The organism is Bacillus sp. 2B09 (assembly GCF_003946835.1).
In the GTDB taxonomy this organism is placed as follows: domain Bacteria; phylum Bacillota; class Bacilli; order Bacillales; family Bacillaceae; genus Bacillus; species Bacillus altitudinis.
In genome coordinates this window covers 82,388-98,998 of the sequence record NZ_RPSG01000006.1, presented here as the reverse complement: position 1 = coordinate 98,998, position 16,611 = coordinate 82,388, and the positions used below count along the sequence as shown (strand labels likewise).

The following is a 16,611-nucleotide window of genomic DNA, read 5'->3' as shown; positions in this document are numbered from 1 at the left end:
TGACGGACACCTTTTTTCTTTTAACCTTGATTTCCATTCGTTGTATATACTTCTTCAAACGGCTGAACAACAACAAAGCCACTTCCGCTAAACTTCATTTGAATGGACTCTCCGCTTCCCCTGCCAATAAACGTTTTGAACGATACATCTGTCACAAATTCAGTCTGCAAATCTCCTGACCATGCGACCGTCGCATTCGGATCTGTATAAACAGAATCACCTGGCTGAACAATCAGCGTCAGCGGTTCGTAATGACTTGTGATTGCCACAAGACCTGGTCCTTCAAGTTTGACATTAAATAATCCGCCTGCAAGCATGCCAGACACCTTTTTCATTAATTTAATATCCCACCGAACAGACGGTTCAAATGCGAGCAAGTCGTTTCCATTAACGAAAATAGACTCCCCTTGAGCCAATCGAAGAATCGAAATTTTTTTCCCTTGGTCTGCTACATATAATTTCCCATCACCTGTGGCCTTCATCAAAGAAGTTCCTTCTCCTGATAACATTTTTTTGAACATCTTTGACACACCGTGTTCAAACACACCTTCACGTTCAAACTTTATTTTCCCGCGATATGAAACCATGGAGCCTGTTTTTGCCCAAATGGTATCCGTTAAATTAATTTCTAACAATCTTGGTGTTTCAAGTTCAAAGACCCCTTCCCCTTTGTCTTCTTGCTGCGTATTCTGAACAAACTCCTCAATTGTGTAACGATTCATGACGCACCTCTTTCTGTATTTTTACTATATACGGACAAGTTATACGTTAGGTTTCATGAGATTAGGACGTTTTATAGATAAATGTCATTCACTAAAAAAACAAAAAAATCAAACATTCTGCTCAAAATTTGGCTTGCCCGCTTGACGCTTTACTTTTGATGGTGTATAGTGGAACCATCATTTAACAACTTCTTAAGTCGTTAGGTGATGAAAAATTTTTTTTAGTATGCCAAAAGGTGTGCTACAGTACTAGGAGGAAAAAGCAATATGCAAAACGGTAAAGTAAAATGGTTCAATAATGAAAAAGGTTTCGGCTTCATTGAAGTTGAAGGCGGAGACGATGTATTCGTTCACTTCACAGCTATCGAAGGTGACGGTTACAAATCTCTAGAAGAAGGACAAGAAGTTTCTTTTGAAATCGTTGAAGGTAATCGTGGACCTCAAGCTGCAAACGTAACAAAAATCTAATCAACTCAATCAATGATGAAACGACAAAATAAAGAGAGGCGTATGCCTCTCTTATTTGATTTTCAGCTGAATTTCAATCGCTAAAATATTTTGCTTTAATCTTTGTTCAATTTCAGAGATATCTTTTTCGAGAAAAGGTCTTCCCTTCTTTGCAACATCTACCAGTTGCTCTAGATCACTGTACACCTCTTGAAATGTCCGATGTAATACCGTTTCAAAATCCTTATTATCCATGCCGGCCTTCCCCTTTTCCTCTATTATCCGTCACTTAGTCAAAAAGTAACTCAACCAAAACTTTCTATAGTTATATCGGCTCATTTTTCAGAATATGTTCTTTTTTTACACATTCTATTCGTTTTTTTTCGTGAGCGTATGATACATCTAGGGGAAAACCGGAGTGTACGCTTATTTTTTTAGTAATTCATTCCCGTATTGTTTGATCTTCTCTCCTACCGTGCATTGCTGAATACAAAAGGAGTGCGCGTATTTTTTACCAAATTCTTTACGAAAGTGCTTCTTAATCAAACAATCTGAACAATACGTGTCTTGAAGATCTGTTAATTCTTTTACTGCTGTTTTTTTATCCACTTTATTCAGCTCCGTCTGCTTCTAATTTCAACTTACTTTCGATAGGGACGTCTGCAAGTATCTGTCTGGCAAGCTGATCTGCTTCTGCATTTTGTTTACGATCGATGACTTCATATGTTGGCGTGAGCTTCAGCTCTTTGATCGCAGCCTCAATTCGGTCGAGCCATTTGTTATGTATATCATCATAACAAGGCCATTCCCCTTTGAGCTGATTCATCACAACAAGAGAATCTCCTCTAATCGTAACAGAGTTTCTGCTGGCTCCCAGTTCTTTTAAAGCTTTTACCGCTTCAAATAAAGCCGCATACTCTGCCTCATTGTTCGTGGTGCTCTGAAAAGGCTGATTCTTCCTTAACCGGTATGCATCCTGTCCGAGCTGATAATACACGACAATTCCAAGCCCAGCATCACCTGTTTCTTTGCGAAAACTCGCATCAAAATAGACCTGAAGCTGATCGGGTTCAAGCCTAAGTTCTTCGTTTAGCTTTTCAAGTTCTTTCGTCGACCACATCGCACCCTTTTCATCTTCAAATGATAGAAGTGACTGCGGTTCTTTTTTGTCTATATGTTTTGCTAAAAGCAAGGCCTCTTTGAGCTCCATCCAATTTTCTTGGAAAAAAGCAATGGACCCAATCGATTTCACTTTCATTGTATAGTGTGCTCTTAGTTTCATTGATCACATCGCCTTCCCATACTTTTAAGGTAAACGTTCGTTATGCTATAATCAAAAAGTTACATTTTACATTTAGAAAGGAAGTTCATGTCACTTGTTTAATGAAGGTATTTGGATCTTATTTGCGATCATTAATTTTATCATTGTTCTTCTATTTTATAAAGGATTTGGCAAGATGGGGCTTTTCGTATGGATTGGTTTTGCAACAGTTGCGGCCAATTTACAAGTGGTCAAAACCGTTGAATTATTTGGCTTAACGGCAACACTTGGCAACATTTTATACGGCAGTGTGTTTTTTGCAACGGACGTCCTCAATGAAAAATATGGACAAACCGAAGCGAAAAAAGCTGTCTGGATTGGCTTTGCCACCCTTTTAACATTAACTGTTGTCATGCAGGAGGCTTTGCTTTTCCATCCCGCTCCATCTGACATTTCCCAATCATCATTAGAAACGATATTTGGCTTTATGCCAAGGGTCGCTCTTGGTAGCCTTGCTGCTTATATCATCAGTCAAATGTTAGATGTTTATGTATATTCGTTTATTCGCCGGATATTTCCTTCAGATGGTGCGCTCTGGCTGCGAAATGCGGGGAGTACAATGATTAGCCAGCTGCTTGATACACTCGTTTTCACAACCATTGCCTTTCTTGGGACCTACCCATTCCATATATGGATCGAAATTTTCATCACGACTTATGTGATTAAATTTATCGTCGCTGCCATTGGCACACCTTATGCCTATGCGGCGAAAAAAATGGTTCCGATTGATGAAAGGGGGAAATAAATTGCCAGCTGAAATATATATTGACGGTGCTAGTGCCGGAAACCCAGGTCCATCTGGCATCGGCATTTTCTTGAAATATGACGGAAAAGCTGAGTCTTTCTCCATTCCTCTTGGCACCATGAGCAATCATGAAGCAGAGTTTTCCGCGCTCATTGAAGGCATGAAAATTTGCGTAGAAAAAGGATTACGGACCGTTTCATTCCGCACTGATTCACAAGTAGTAGATCGTGCAGCCAATGCAGGATTTGCTAAAAATCCATCTTTTCGTCATTTTATCGAAGAAATGCTGCAGCTTCAAAGCGAATTTGATTTATTTTTCATTAAGTGGATTCCGAGCAAGGAAAATCAAGTGGCTGATCAGCTCGCTAGAAAAGCGATTCACCTTTCAAAAGGATGAATCGCTTTTCTTTTGGTTATGCTAATGGGTGAGGTGATACGAATTGGATAAAGAGAACAGAGGCCGTGTCACAAACGGAACGACTCCTCAAGGTGATGCGCAGACAAAAGATAAACAGCCAATATCGCAATTAGAAAATAAGGCGAAAAAAAGCAACACAAAGGGCTAAAATGAACTTGATTTTAGCCCTTTCTTTTTTTCTAACCTTAACTGATTCCTAATTGACTTAAGCGGTTCACCATTGGTTCGATCCCTTTAATTTGATGCAAGCGAAGCATTGCCGCTGCCCGCTCTGGATCCATTTTTATTTTTGTTTCGTCAATCGCACAGCTGAGTGGTACATCACATTTAATTTCTGCCAGTATACGAGAAAGCTTCAGATCTTCTAATCCTGCTTGCATTTTCTTTTGCTGAGCTGCCGTTAATGAATGAACATTTTCTAACAGTCGATCAATCGTTTCATACGTTTGAATAAATTTCAATGCTGTTTTTTCGCCGATTCCTTTTACACCAGGGTAATTATCGCTAGAATCACCCATCAGTGCTTTCATATCAATCAGTGCCTTTGGAGATATGCCCATTTCCTCTTCAAAAAGGGCTTTTGTATAATGCTTATAATTCCCAATGCCTTTTTGCATTAAAGCCACGGTCACTTGTTCATTCAAGATTTGCAGCAAATCTTTATCTCCTGTTAAGACGGTCACATGTGCTTCGTTTTGATAGATTGATGCAAGCGTTCCAATACAATCATCTGCTTCAAAACCTTTCACACCAATGTTCATGATCCCCAGTTCTTCTGTCGCCTCTTTTGCTAAATCAAACTGCGGGATAAGCTCAACAGGCGCCTCGCCTCGATTGGCTTTATAATCTTGAAACAATTCGTTCCGGTATGTCTGGCTCCCCATATCCCAGCAGCATACGATATGAGTCGGCTCAAATGTTTGGACAGCTGTTAACAAATGCTTCAAATAACCATTCACTCCATTTGTCGGCACACCACGATCATTTATCATAAAATTGCGATGGACAGCCGTCGCATAAAACGACCTAAAAAGAAGGGCCATTCCATCTACAAGTAATACGTGTTTATTCATTCATCTAAACTCCCTTTTTATAAACAATACTCCTATTCTATCATAGAACATCGAAACGAACATAAAAAAGGCGCCTTCTTCTTTTGATAAAGAAGAGGCAGCCCGATTACTTTTTACCATATTGCATTTTTTTCGTTTCCGCTTCTGCGTAGGATGGCATGCCTTTTTCCTTCGGCATGCGCTCCTCCTGCTGCTTTACGTTTTGCTTTTTTGCCATGATCATTCCCCTTTCTGGTTCATTTGTTAAGATGACCAAAAATGAGAAAGTTACTCTTTACTTCTGTTTACGCTGGGTGTATTCCTCCACCATCTCAATCGTGACATGTTTACGAAGGGGAACAATTCCGCCTCGGGCAAGCTCATTCATTTTAGACGTAATGGCGTTGATCTCATCTGTTGAAAATGGTTCATTGTGTTCACATTTTTTCACAGCCGATTCAATCGCCTGCTCTCTTTTTTGTTCAAGTGCAAGAAAAGATTGGATGTGGGCATGTTGTTTCTGTGAATGTGCAGAAATTTCTTCGTGTACGCTCGTCATCGTCTATCAACTGCTTTCTTTTTTATATAGTCTACCATGAATCATATCGTTTTCAACTGGTTCTTCCATTCATTTGTTTGTTCATAAACTTGTTCAATGACCGCCTGTTTTTCAGCATCTGTTGTAAGGCTTGTCATAAATGTCTGTTTTTGCTCATTGAGCTGTTGGAGAGCATCTTGTTCGTACCTTTCCGTATAGGTCTTCACTAGCTTTTCATATCTGCTCAGCAACTCTTCTTTTTCGTTATCTGCCCAACGTGTTGTCATTTGATGTAGAACATCTCGAATGGTTTCAATAAACGTAGCCTTTTCATTTTGTTCAAAGAAGGCTTTCGCTGATTTTTGTTTCTTTAAAAGCGGCTCAAATGGTGTAATCTCTGCTTCAACTTCAATTTGTTTTAGCTCAGCATTTTTCTCCTCAGGGGCTGACAGGCTAAGAGAAAAGTAAGGATCTTCCGCACATGCAGCCTGCATCCCTTTTTCCCACTCCTCCTGGAAATAATGATGGATAAACGATTCCATTCGGATATCAAGTGCCTTGAGCTCCTGCACAAATTCAAATTCATACTCCTTTAACGCTTTCTCAAGTGCCTTTTTTAACTGCTGACCAAAATTCCCTTGAGATATGCCAGGATAAAAAGCCGACTTTAATAGATCATTCGCAAATAATGAAAGCCGCTGTACAATATGATAGAGCTGTTCATGCACGTCTTTTTTTACGCTTTCGGTCACAAGTTTAGACCGTTTCACATCTTGCATTTTTTCGAGAATGGCTTCATAGGATGTCTTGATGTTTTTCTTTTCAGCTTCTTTCTCATCTTCTGATTGATGCAAGGTCGCACGTAGTCTATCGACCGTTGTACATAATGTATTAGCTTCAAAATGCAAAAGTTCAATGGCATCTTTCGTTAATTCTTCCTCAATAAAATAGTCGAGCTGTTTTCTCAGTGTTGCATATTGATTATAAGATGTCGGCTCTTTCCCCTCGATCTCTTCCTTACTAGACACATGATGCAGGTTTGGATTGCGGATGCCTTCTTTTGTGAGCTCGCTTCGTACATAGTCAAATACGGTTTCAAGCTCTGCTTGATCCTTAGCCAAATCAGCTGCATTGATGATAAAGAACATTTTATCCATGCTAAAGGAATCTTTTACGAGTCCAAGCTTCCGTAAAAATGAGCGATCAGCTTTTGAGAAAGAGTGCTGATAATACGTTAAATAAAGAAGGGCGTCTGCATCCTTCATATACTGGAAGGCGATTTCTGTATGACGCTTATTCATACTGCTAGCACCTGGTGTATCGACAATCGTCAGTCCTTTATCTGTCAAAGGTGTACTTAAATACACCGTCACTTCCTTCACCACACAAGAAACAGATTCTTCCGCTACATAAGGCTTTAATTCTTGAAGTGTGACATGTAAATTGGTTTGGTTGTCAATGTCATCATGAAACTTGGCATAGGCTTGTAGGAAATGTTCTACAATGATTCGGTGATCCTGTTCGAGCTGCCGTTTTTTCAGTACTCTTTCCAGCTTTGCCTTAAACGAATCTCCTTTTTCTGTTGCGATCGAAAATCCAAGAATCTGATCGAGTTCCTCTAGAATGTCCTGCTTGGTTTTAAACACCACTTTGACACTTTCATGAGGATGATCTTCCGTAGGTCGTGTCAGTTTGTTAATTGTCGCAGTTGTTGGCGTAGGTGATGATGGTAACACCTTCCGTCCAACAAGCGCATTGGCAAAAGAAGATTTTCCAGAACTAAAAGCGCCAAATAAAGCGAGTGTAAATTCTTTTGCCTGCAGCCGTTCTGTTCGTTTTTCAAAGGAATCTCTTTGAGACTTTAGAATATCTAAAGGCGATAAAATGCGGGAAAGCTCTTTAAATTGTGCAATTGATTGTGCTGTTGTTAAATGCTGTGATTGGCGGTATTGATCGCGCTCTATCCGTTCAGTTGCTTGATCGCTCTCTTCAACATGAATTGATGCGCGATTCTTCTCCAGCTGGTCGTGCTGCATCCATTGCTTTTTCGCATAAAACCAGTCGCCTGGGATATGATCATCCGTTCCGTTTTGCCAAATATCCCATAAATGCTGAATATCCTGTCTTATTTGTTCATTTTTTTCGTTATACTCCTCAAGGCTCTGAAGCTCTTGTTTCGCTTGTTTCCATTTTTCCTCTTGCTTCTCTTGTTCATTCCGGAGCTGGTCTTTCAAGGTCTCAATCATCTGTTCAATCAATTGAAGCGCTTGCTGTTTTGCCTGTCTTTTCAATGCTTCACCAGCATCTTTCGCATATTGAAGAACATATTCGTTAGAAAAAGTTGCCCCTTGGCGAATGACCTTTTCAAGCAAGGATTCTTCAACAGGTGTCTCAAATGCCATGGCTTTGTCTAATAACGCTTCCCCAAGCTGATGCTGTTTTATTTCTTTTTTAAGGAGCTCGGCAATGTGCCAGTCAACTTCCGCTTTCATTCTCTTTTTTACATCTGCTAAGAAATCACTTGCCCGCTTTTCCTTTTCCTGCTCGGTTTTATTTTTTGCAAAAAGTAAACCCACTTTAAAGCCAGGTGCTTTCGATTCGATATAGTCACTTGCAAGCTCTCGCATCTTAAATGGCGTGAGGTTTGCATTTTTTAAGATGTTCTCTACTTCAGAAGACACTTTATCTTCTACCTGCTTTGCACCATTTTCAATAAATCGGCGTTTCTCTTCTAGTTCTTTCACTTCATTCCTTTTTTCTTGAAGCTGCGCGTCAAGGTCCTCTTCATGCAGTTCTTCTTTTAACGAGTCTATATGTTCTTTTAAAACATGTTCGATTTTCTGCTCTGTATAGGCTCGAAGTGATGCTTTAGGCATGGTTTGTAATTCTTGTAGCTTCTTCACTAAACGGATCATTTCGTTTTTTGGGTGTGCCTCATCCGTCACAGAAGTAAAATATAGATGTTCTTCTTCAATGCCTTCTTTTAAAAGCATCTCAACGACTTGTTTTTTGTAGTTTTCAAAAGTTGTCTCTTGTTCATCATGCCGATCCACTTGATTGACGATGAAATAAAGATTAGGCACTTTCTCTTTAATCGAGCGAATGAAGCGAATGTTTTCTTCAGAATGGACATGGTTATAATGAACGACATAAAAAAGAGCATCCGCTTGATGAAGAATCGAAGCAGCGGATAAAAAGTGCGCATGATCCGTTGAATCAATTCCCGGCGTATCAATGAGTGCCACTTTTTCTTCAAGTCCACTATAATCACCGCTAATTTCCACCATCTCAATTTGTTCCCCATCTTTACAAAAACGCTGCACCGCTTCTTTATCATAAGAACCGCTCATTTTTGCAAAGCGTCCATCAGACGTATGGAGCTGAACTTCACTGACCCCTTTCCTGACAACAACCAAGTTTGCACTCGTTGGAATTGGGCTTGTGGGCAGGATGTGATCATGAAGAAGATGATTCACTAGTGATGACTTACCAGCAGAATAGTGGCCGGTAAATGCGATATATACTTCTTCTTCAGCTTCCTTTTTCATAATAGATGCAAGTTTGGCTGCGCGCTCGTGATCATCCCTTTTCAGAAGGCTTTGATATAAAGCACCTGTAGTTTGAACGAGCGAATCTCGAATAGACAAGTCTTTCATGACGATAAACCCCTTTGTTTTTAGAAAAGTCAGTTATGTATGTGTACCATTTTACACAAAATAAAGAGATTTTTCTTCTGATCTGAGGAAATAAAAAAAATCTGCTGCCCGATCAGTCACAATGGACTGCAATCAGGAAGCAGATTTTTTTGAAACACCTTTTAATACGAAGCCAATCAATAAGCTGTATACACAGACCGTACCGAGTAAGAAAATCATTGTCATGTGATCACCGTCCATCCTTCATGATTGAGAATGTTTATCAATAATGAAAGTGTAGCACAATTGATAATGATTTTCAATATTAATTTAGTAAATATTGATTCAGCGCTTTTTCTTCTGTTTGTATTCTGACCATCATCATCCATCCATTTAAACACGTAAACAAAATGGCAGTAATAAATGCGTTAAATAGCAGCGGAATGAACATCAGTTCAATCGCCACCACCACATAGTTAGGATGCTTTAACCAGCGATACGGCCCCTTTTTCACAATCATCGCATTTGGAACGACTAAGATTTTTGTATTCCAATACGTCCCAAGTGAACATAGTGCCCAGTACCGAATCACCTGGGTAGCAAGAAGGAACACAAGCAGCAATAGGAAAAAACGAGACGGTTGACGATGCAGCAGCCATGTCTCTCCAATAAGCGAGAGGAAAAAAGCTGCATGCATAGCGACCATATAAGGATAATGGCTTGCACCAAATTCAATTGCTCCGATCGCCTTCACCTTCTTTTCATTTCTTTTCGCCACAAGCACTTCAATGAGGCGCTGACAAATGAAAATGCCAATCACTATCCAGAAAATCATCACGAGAGCCCCTCCCATTTCATGAGCAATAATTCTGACGAAAAGCCTGGACCAAGTGCTCCGCAAAGCCCCACCTGTCCTGCATCTAGTGACTGATGTTCAAGAAAATGCTTCATGACATATAAAACGGTGGCAGAGGACATGTTTCCATGCTGTTTCAGAACCTCTTTTGAAGAAAATAGCTGATGCTCTTGTAAAGATAGGCTTTCAAGATAGGCATCAATCACTTTTTTTCCTCCAGGGTGAGCAAGAAATACGGATACATCCTCTGTTGAAAACCCTAGTTGATGTAAAAAGTGATCCACTTGCTCTTTTAACCAGCCAGAAATGATGGACGGAATGTCACGTGAGAAGATGACCCGAAATCCGTCGGCGGTAAAATCCCATCCCATCACATCCTCAGAATCTTTCATGGTCACTGACTGCGTGCCAAGCACTTTAGGAACCGTTTTTAACCGCGTATACTTAGAGGCGGCCTTTTCTCCAGTTAAAAGAACGGCCGCAGTCCCGTCACCGAACAGCGAGGTTCCAATTAAATTGCTTTTTGATTGATCTTGCGGCTGAAAAGTGAGGCTGCAAAGCTCGCAGGCAACAACGAGCACTTTCGCTTCTGGATACGCCCTGATGTATTCATAAGCTCGGGATAAGCCTGCCGCCCCGCCCCCGCAGCCTAACCCCCAAATTGGCACTCGTTTCGTATAAGGAGAAAATGGAAGAACATTCATCAGCTTTGCATCAAGACTTGGCGTTGATAACCCTGTACTGGAGATGAAAAACAAAGCATCAATCTCATCAAAAGGAACTGGCTTTGTAAGAAATGCTGTTTCATGCAGACAGTGAAAAACGGCTTCTTTCGCATGAGCCAATGCTTTTTCGATATAGAGGTTGTTTTTCTCTTCAAAAGAGTGATGTTCTTGATACCAATCAATAGGCTGTACAAACTGTCTGCTCTCTATTTCGCCATTATTAAAAGCTTTTAATAGTCGATCAATGTCTTTAAACGATCGTTTAAATTGAGATCTTGCAAATTGAGCAGCTGCTTGCTGATCCACATGATGTTTTGGCAGACTTGTTCCAACTGAAAGAATGTATGCCATCGGCTTCACCTCTTTTTTCGGTTAATATCCCCAATCAAAAAAAGGATATACATGCCAAAACGACACAATTCAGTCAAAATATTTTCCTCCGTCTAACTTTTTGTCTTGACGACAATTGATAAATATTGGATAATATAGGTGAAAACATGATGTAGTTTTCCTCCTTCACAGGTTCGTTCCAAGCCAAGCGAACCTGCTTTTTTTATGCAATTTTAATAGAATTAGTTAACATAGCTTTATGCAAAAAAACACCTCTCAAATGAGAAGTGCAGACCGTAGACAAACCCCACCTTTACTTCAAGTAAAAGTGCTGTATGAAAGGAATAAGCAAATGACTTTTCACATTCACCTTTTACATAGTAGCCAATCTCTGATTCAGTTGTACTGACTTTGCTTTTTTTGTTTCTTCTTTATTTTGTAGGGTAAGAGCTTTTCTCTATGTATTTCGCGATAGTTAGCCTCTATCTCCAATATCCACATGAGCATCCTTTTTTCAATGAAATCGTCATTTTACAACACTTTCATACGGAATCTCCTTTCACTTCGCATTAATGGTTAAATCTGTTGCTATCTTAGCGTATAAATACCAACGTTTCGATTATTATTCAGAATTATTTCATTTAAACATGAATGGATCACCTTTTTTCTGATCAACACAAATAAATAACCATAAAATGCTAATTTATTTGATGATTATATATAAAAAGGTGTTTTTTTCCTGTATACTTAATCAATATGAACACCATGAAAAACAGTGAAAAAAGACAGAATCTACTACATGATTCGGCACAAAATTTAATTGACTGGAGTGATTGTCATGAAAAAGGTGTCCAAAAAACAGACACCCTACAACACGATATTTCTCTCGAAGATAATTGGTTTAGTGCTTCTTACACTGTTTCTCGTTTTTATCTGGGATATGTCTAAACCCCATTTGCAGGCGACAAATGGGCATGCAACAATTGTTGCTAGCAGTGACTTCCGAGACACAAGTATCAGTCTGAAAGCAAAAGATCAGTCTACAAGAACATTGGATCAACAATTTAAGACCAATCCAAACCAACAGGCAACGAATAAAACGGTCTTTTTAACATTTGATGATGGCCCTTCTGCTACATCAAATCAGCTGTTAAATGTCTTAAAAGCACATCAAGTGAAGGCGACATTCTTCATGCTTGGACCGCAAATCCAAGCTCACCAAGCAGCGGTGAAAAGACTTTATCAAGAAGGACATCAATTAGGGCTTCATGGCATGACGCATGATATAAACCGCTTTTATCAGAACAGTGAGTCTCCCGCAAATGAAATGAGAGAAGCTCAGCTCATTCTTGCTTCTGTTACAGGCGTTTACACCCGTCTTGTGAGAACACCTTATGGCAGTGTTCCAAATTTAACATATGATCAAAAAGTACGTTTAAACCAAAATGGCTTTATTTACTGGGATTGGACGATTGATAGCCTTGACTGGAGATATAAAAACTCACAATATGTTCAAGAGGTATTGAATCAACTGCAAATGTTTGAGAAAAATAAACCATGGGAACCAAAAGTTATTTTAATGCATGATCAACCCTCTACCACGAACTATTTAGATAGCCTGATTACACAACTAAAAGCAAGGGGCTATACTTTTGCAGTCATTAACGAAACAATGCCGCCGGTACAACATTAATAGCGCTAATCACAACAAGCCCGTATCCAAAGGATGCGGGCTTTCACCTCTCCAAGAGAAGTGTTTACATAACAGATTGCTTAGGTTCTTCCATTAGCTCCTGCTCTGTTTCTTTTTTAAAAGGAATCATGTGATAAATAATATGAAGCAAAATAGCGGTAAAGCTTCCGGCGACAATTCCATTACTTGTTAACAATTTAATCGATTCTGGCAAATGATCAAACATTTGCGGTACCACCGTTACTCCGAGCCCGATGCCAACTGAGCATGCGACAATGAGTAAGTTTTCCTGTTTTGCAAAATCGACGCGTGAGAGCATTTTAATCCCGTACGCAATGACCATGCCAAACATGGCAACCATTGCACCGCCTAGAACGGATTTAGGAATAATCGTTGTAAATGCCGCGATTTTAGGAAAAAGGCCAAATACCATTAATAATACCCCTGTCACCACAATGACCTGATTTTTCTTCACACCTGTTAATTGGATCAATCCAACGTTTTGGGAGTAGGCTGTGTATGGAAAAGCGTTGAAGATACCGCCTAATAAGACGGCAATTCCCTCTGCACGATATCCCTTTGCTAAATCCTTCTCTTTTAATGAACGATTCGTTAAATCTCCGAGCGCAAAGTATACACCCGTTGATTCGACTAATGACACAATGGCAACTAATGTCATCGTCATGATTGGTGCAAACTCAAAAGTAGGCAACCCAAAGTAAAAAGGCTCAATGATGCGGAAAACTTGTGCATTCGCCACTTCTGCCGTCTCCACCTTCCCTAAGAAAGCAGCAACTGCTGTCCCAAGTAGAATGCCGATTAAGATGGCAATGGCTTTCATGAATCCCTTTGTAAATCGATAGAGAAGGACAATAATAAACAACACTAGAAAAGCAAGTCCAAGATTCTCAAAAGAACCATAGTCTGCACTTCCTTCACCACCTGCCATATTGTTCATGGCTACCGGAATTAAGGTAATTCCAATGATCGTGACGACGGAACCTGTGACAACGGGCGGGAAGAATTTCACAAGCTTCCCAAAGAAAAATGAAAGAGCAATGACAATACACCCTGCGGCGATAATACTTCCATATATAGACGAAATTCCATATTTAGAGCCAATCGCAATCATAGGAGAGACCGCAGTAAATGTACAGCCTAGTACAACAGGCAAACCGATGCCAAAAAAGCGGTTTTTCCATACTTGAAGCAGTGTGGCGGCACCGCACATGAAAATATCTGCCGAAATTAAGTACGTCAGCTGGGCTGGCGTGAGCCCAAGCGCATCTCCAACAATGAGCGGGACAAGAACCGCACCTGCATACATCGCCAGTACATGCTGTATCCCTAGCGAAAGGGTTTTGGCTTTTTTAGCGGCACTCATGATTGTACCTCGCGTACAAACGTGACTTTTCCTTCCTCGAGCGATTCGATACGTGCGAGTGACTCGACTCTATAGCCCATTTGCACAAGCTCTTTTCTTCCAGGCTGGAATGATTTCTCGATAACAATTCCAAAACCAGCTACTTTTGCTTTCGTTTGCTTTGCGATTGCAGCTAGTCCCTTAGCGGCTTCTCCATTTGCTAAAAAGTCGTCGATGATTAACACACAATCATCCTCACTAAGGTGCGTGTTAGAGACAGCGATCGTACTTTCTACTTTTTTGGTAAAAGAATACACACTTGCTGTCAAAAGGTTATCCGTTAAAGTCAGTGATTGCCGCTTTCGGGCAAAAACAACTGGCACATGAAGGGCAAGTCCAGCCATGACAGCAGGTGCAATACCAGAAGATTCGATTGTGATAATTTTAGTAATTCCATCATGCTTAAATAATCTAGCAAACTCTTGACCGATCTCATGCATTAACACAGGGTCAATTTGATGATTTAAAAAAGCATCTACCTTTAGCACTTGATTTGACAGAACGATTCCTTCGTTCTCGATCTTTTGACGTAACAATTCCATCATTCTTCCTCCCAGCATATTAGCAACTTTCATTTTTTTGCATAAAAAAAGCATTGCTGTCCATTAAGGAGCAAGCAATGCGAAAACGATCCACGGGATCTTCAGCTCATACAAAAGCTGTTTCATTTTGCTCACTCATAGTCGGACGGTATCGGTGTCCGGTAGAAACTTGCGTGCCTTCATCACGCGATTATATGAGTGTTTCATAGTGTTCAAATTATAACAAGATTTCAGACGCTTGGAAAGCACTTTTCTAGAAAAATACCGAACTTAAATAATCATTAAGCTTTAAACGTTCGTTTTTAGAATATTCAAGCAGCAAAAAAGCACCCTTCTGATTAAAGGGTGCCTCAGATTGTTGACAAAGGGCTAAAATGAACTTTATTTTAGCCCTTTGTCTTCTTTTCAGCGTGATAGAAAACCTTTGCAGTCTAGGAAGGGCGAGCACCGGAGCAGAGCGAATTTAACATTCGTGAGCACCGGCGCGCAGACCCTGACAACGAATGCGAGGGTTTGTCTACACGCTGAAGCACCCTTCTGATCAAAGGGTGCCTTTCATTTATGATAAATACAGTTTCGTGTACTTATCTGTTAAATAATCAATTAAGTATTGAACATTTAATTCTTCACCAGTTGCGTCTTGAATGATTTCAGATGGCTTTTTCCGCTTTCCATGCTGATGGACATGTTCAGTTAGCCATTCTTTTATCGGTGCAAAAGACCCATTTTGAATCAGTTCATCAAAATTCGGTAAATCTTTGATCATTTGCTGCTTTAATTGCGCCGCATACATATAACCAAGTGCATATGAAGGGAAATAACCAAAACTACCATCTGACCAGTGAACATCCTGCAAAATACCAAGCGCATCGTTAGGCGGCGTAATGCCAAGATATGCTTTATATTTTTCATTCCATAACGCTGGCAAGTCTTCAACGGCTACTTCTTCATTGAAAATGGCCTTTTCAATTTCATAGCGAATAATAATGTGAAGCGGATATGTGAGTTCATCTGCTTCAATTCGAATGTAAGTCGGCTTCGATTCATTCACCGCATGCACAAATTCTTCTAATGTGACATCTTTAAATTGCTCAGGAGATGCCTCTTGCAGTTTTTGATAATACGTTTTCCAGAAATCTTCATGTCTGCCGATAAAGTTCTCAAAGAAAAGAGACTGTGATTCATGAATACCCATTGATGTCCCGTCGCATAAAAGCGTTCCGCTCAGTGCCTCATCAATATTTTGTTCATAAATGGCGTGGCCGCATTCGTGAATGGTGCCAAAGATCGCCATGCGAAAATCGTGCTCATCATAACGCGTCGTCACACGTACATCCCCTCTGCTTAATGTCACAGCAAATGGATGAACCGTTGTATCAAGTCGTCCTGCGTCAAAGTCATACCCTAACTCTTTTAAGAAAAAGAGACTCAGCTCTTTTTGTTTGTCGATCGGGAAGCTTTTCGATAAAAATGATGTATCTGGTTTATTTGGCGAAGCTTCAATTTTTTTCACGAGAGGAACGATGGCGTCTCGAAGTGCGCCAAATTTTTGATCGAGTTGTTCAACCGTCATATCCGGCTCATAATTATTGAGCAGCACATCATATGGCGTTTTTTTCACGCCCCAGTATTGAATGAAACGCTTGTTAAAATCAATCAGCTGTTTTAAATAGGGCGCAAAGAGTGAAAAATCTGATTTCTCCCTTGCTTCTACCCAAACATGTTCTGCTTTTGATTGTAGAATGGAGTATTCTTTAAATTCTTCTTTTGGAATTTTACTGTTTTCATCATATTCTTTTTGCGATAATTCGAGTGCCTTCTGTGTGTCTTTTGACAGCTCTTTTTTTTCTTTATTTAAAGCATCAAGAAGATCTTTCATTTCATCAGAAGTCTTCATATTAAAGATATCGCTGGATAATTGACCGATGGTTTCTGCTCTGAAATCAGCGCTTTTTTTAGGCGCTTGTGTTCGAGAGTCCCAATAAAGTAAATGAAGCGCCTCTGTATAATGGGCGATTTTTCCTAGTAATTGATAAAACGCTTTCTCTTTTGATTCAAGACTCATGCGTTCGTTCCCCCAATCAATAAAATATGTATGTACGTTTCAAGGCTACTTCAATAAATGTTCTTTTGTCAATGAAAAAGGAGGATACGCTGCTCGTAT

At 40.0% G+C, this 16,611-nt stretch carries 18 protein-coding genes and 1 riboswitch; of the genes, 5 read left to right on the top strand and 13 right to left on the bottom strand.

Annotated elements, in window-relative coordinates; translation table 11 throughout:
- Positions 1–20 precede the first annotated feature (20 nt).
- Complete coding sequence (locus EBQ12_RS13315) at positions 21–722, bottom strand: AIM24 family protein (protein WP_007500832.1); 702 nt, start codon at positions 720–722, stop codon at positions 21–23.
- A 267-nt stretch (positions 723–989) separates the two neighbouring features.
- Here EBQ12_RS13315 and cspD point away from each other — a divergent pair, with 267 nt between their 5' ends.
- Positions 990–1,190: a cold-shock protein CspD gene (cspD, locus tag EBQ12_RS13310; RefSeq protein WP_003215784.1), complete on the top strand. Its 201-nt coding sequence runs from the start codon at positions 990–992 to the stop codon at positions 1,188–1,190.
- 51 nt (positions 1,191–1,241) lie between these two features.
- Here the strand turns inward: cspD and EBQ12_RS13305 are convergent, their stop codons facing one another.
- The 3 genes from EBQ12_RS13305 to EBQ12_RS13295 form a co-directional block, all read right to left on the bottom strand.
- Complete coding sequence (locus EBQ12_RS13305) at positions 1,242–1,424, bottom strand: hypothetical protein (RefSeq protein ID WP_008346368.1); 183 nt, start codon at positions 1,422–1,424, stop codon at positions 1,242–1,244.
- Between the two features lie 171 nt (positions 1,425–1,595).
- Positions 1,596–1,778 (bottom strand): zinc-finger domain-containing protein, encoded by a 183-nt coding sequence (locus EBQ12_RS13300; protein ID WP_008346366.1) that lies wholly within the window; start codon positions 1,776–1,778, stop codon positions 1,596–1,598.
- Position 1,779: 1 nt separating this feature from the next.
- Positions 1,780–2,451, bottom strand: a complete 672-nt coding sequence (locus tag EBQ12_RS13295; protein ID WP_035703310.1) for a ribonuclease H family protein — start codon at positions 2,449–2,451, stop codon at positions 1,780–1,782.
- Positions 2,452–2,545: 94 nt separating this feature from the next.
- On the opposite strand from EBQ12_RS13295, the gene EBQ12_RS13290 reads away from it, so the two are divergent.
- The 3 genes from EBQ12_RS13290 to EBQ12_RS13280 are packed head-to-tail and all read left to right on the top strand — an operon-like array spanning position 2,546 to position 3,801.
- Positions 2,546–3,235 (top strand): queuosine precursor transporter, encoded by a 690-nt coding sequence (locus tag EBQ12_RS13290; RefSeq protein ID WP_007500834.1) that lies wholly within the window; start codon positions 2,546–2,548, stop codon positions 3,233–3,235.
- 1 nt (position 3,236) lies between these two features.
- Positions 3,237–3,632 carry a reverse transcriptase-like protein gene (locus tag EBQ12_RS13285; RefSeq protein WP_035703313.1) on the top strand — a complete coding sequence of 132 codons (396 nt, stop codon included), beginning with the start codon at positions 3,237–3,239 and terminating at the stop codon, positions 3,630–3,632.
- 43 nt (positions 3,633–3,675) lie between these two features.
- Positions 3,676–3,801, top strand: coding sequence for a hypothetical protein (locus tag EBQ12_RS13280; RefSeq protein ID WP_008346357.1), 126 nt, complete (start codon positions 3,676–3,678; stop codon positions 3,799–3,801).
- 37 nt (positions 3,802–3,838) lie between these two features.
- Here EBQ12_RS13280 and EBQ12_RS13275 read toward each other — a convergent pair whose 3' ends face one another.
- The 6 genes from EBQ12_RS13275 to EBQ12_RS13250 all read right to left on the bottom strand — a co-directional run bounded on the left by EBQ12_RS13275 (position 3,839) and on the right by EBQ12_RS13250 (position 10,810).
- Positions 3,839–4,726 (bottom strand): 5'-3' exonuclease, encoded by an 888-nt coding sequence (locus tag EBQ12_RS13275; protein ID WP_125590311.1) that lies wholly within the window; start codon positions 4,724–4,726, stop codon positions 3,839–3,841.
- A 274-nt stretch (positions 4,727–5,000) separates the two neighbouring features.
- Positions 5,001–5,264, bottom strand: coding sequence for a YpbS family protein (locus EBQ12_RS13270; protein WP_008346351.1), 264 nt, complete (start codon positions 5,262–5,264; stop codon positions 5,001–5,003).
- A 41-nt stretch (positions 5,265–5,305) separates the two neighbouring features.
- Positions 5,306–8,899 carry a dynamin GTPase gene (gene dynA / locus EBQ12_RS13265; protein ID WP_125590309.1) on the bottom strand — a complete coding sequence of 1,198 codons (3,594 nt, stop codon included), beginning with the start codon at positions 8,897–8,899 and terminating at the stop codon, positions 5,306–5,308.
- A 132-nt stretch (positions 8,900–9,031) separates the two neighbouring features.
- A complete protein-coding gene (locus EBQ12_RS13260) occupies positions 9,032–9,118 on the bottom strand; it encodes a Fur-regulated basic protein FbpC (protein ID WP_223251174.1) in 87 nt (28 codons plus the stop codon).
- An 85-nt stretch (positions 9,119–9,203) separates the two neighbouring features.
- Positions 9,204–9,713 carry an isoprenylcysteine carboxyl methyltransferase family protein gene (locus tag EBQ12_RS13255; RefSeq protein ID WP_017359716.1) on the bottom strand — a complete coding sequence of 170 codons (510 nt, stop codon included), beginning with the start codon at positions 9,711–9,713 and terminating at the stop codon, positions 9,204–9,206.
- Positions 9,713–10,810, bottom strand: coding sequence for a type III polyketide synthase (locus EBQ12_RS13250; RefSeq protein WP_017359717.1), 1,098 nt, complete (start codon positions 10,808–10,810; stop codon positions 9,713–9,715). Before EBQ12_RS13250 ends, EBQ12_RS13255 begins: the two co-directional genes overlap by 1 nt.
- Before the next feature lie 817 nt (positions 10,811–11,627).
- Between EBQ12_RS13250 and EBQ12_RS13245 the strand changes: the two genes are divergently transcribed.
- Positions 11,628–12,482, top strand: coding sequence for a polysaccharide deacetylase family protein (locus tag EBQ12_RS13245; protein WP_125590307.1), 855 nt, complete (start codon positions 11,628–11,630; stop codon positions 12,480–12,482).
- 64 nt (positions 12,483–12,546) lie between these two features.
- Here EBQ12_RS13245 and pbuX read toward each other — a convergent pair whose 3' ends face one another.
- The 3 genes from pbuX to EBQ12_RS13230 form a co-directional block, all read right to left on the bottom strand.
- Entirely contained in the window at positions 12,547–13,866 is a 1,320-nt protein-coding gene (gene pbuX / locus EBQ12_RS13240) for a xanthine permease PbuX (protein WP_039165638.1), read from the bottom strand.
- Positions 13,863–14,447 carry a xanthine phosphoribosyltransferase gene (xpt, locus tag EBQ12_RS13235; RefSeq protein ID WP_125590305.1) on the bottom strand — a complete coding sequence of 195 codons (585 nt, stop codon included), beginning with the start codon at positions 14,445–14,447 and terminating at the stop codon, positions 13,863–13,865. The genes pbuX and xpt overlap by 4 nt, the downstream gene beginning before the upstream one ends.
- A gap of 118 nt (positions 14,448–14,565) precedes the next feature.
- Positions 14,566–14,665, bottom strand: a riboswitch (purine riboswitch).
- A gap of 341 nt (positions 14,666–15,006) precedes the next feature.
- Positions 15,007–16,512: a carboxypeptidase M32 gene (locus tag EBQ12_RS13230; RefSeq protein ID WP_065460604.1), complete on the bottom strand. Its 1,506-nt coding sequence runs from the start codon at positions 16,510–16,512 to the stop codon at positions 15,007–15,009.
- Positions 16,513–16,611 lie beyond the last annotated feature (99 nt).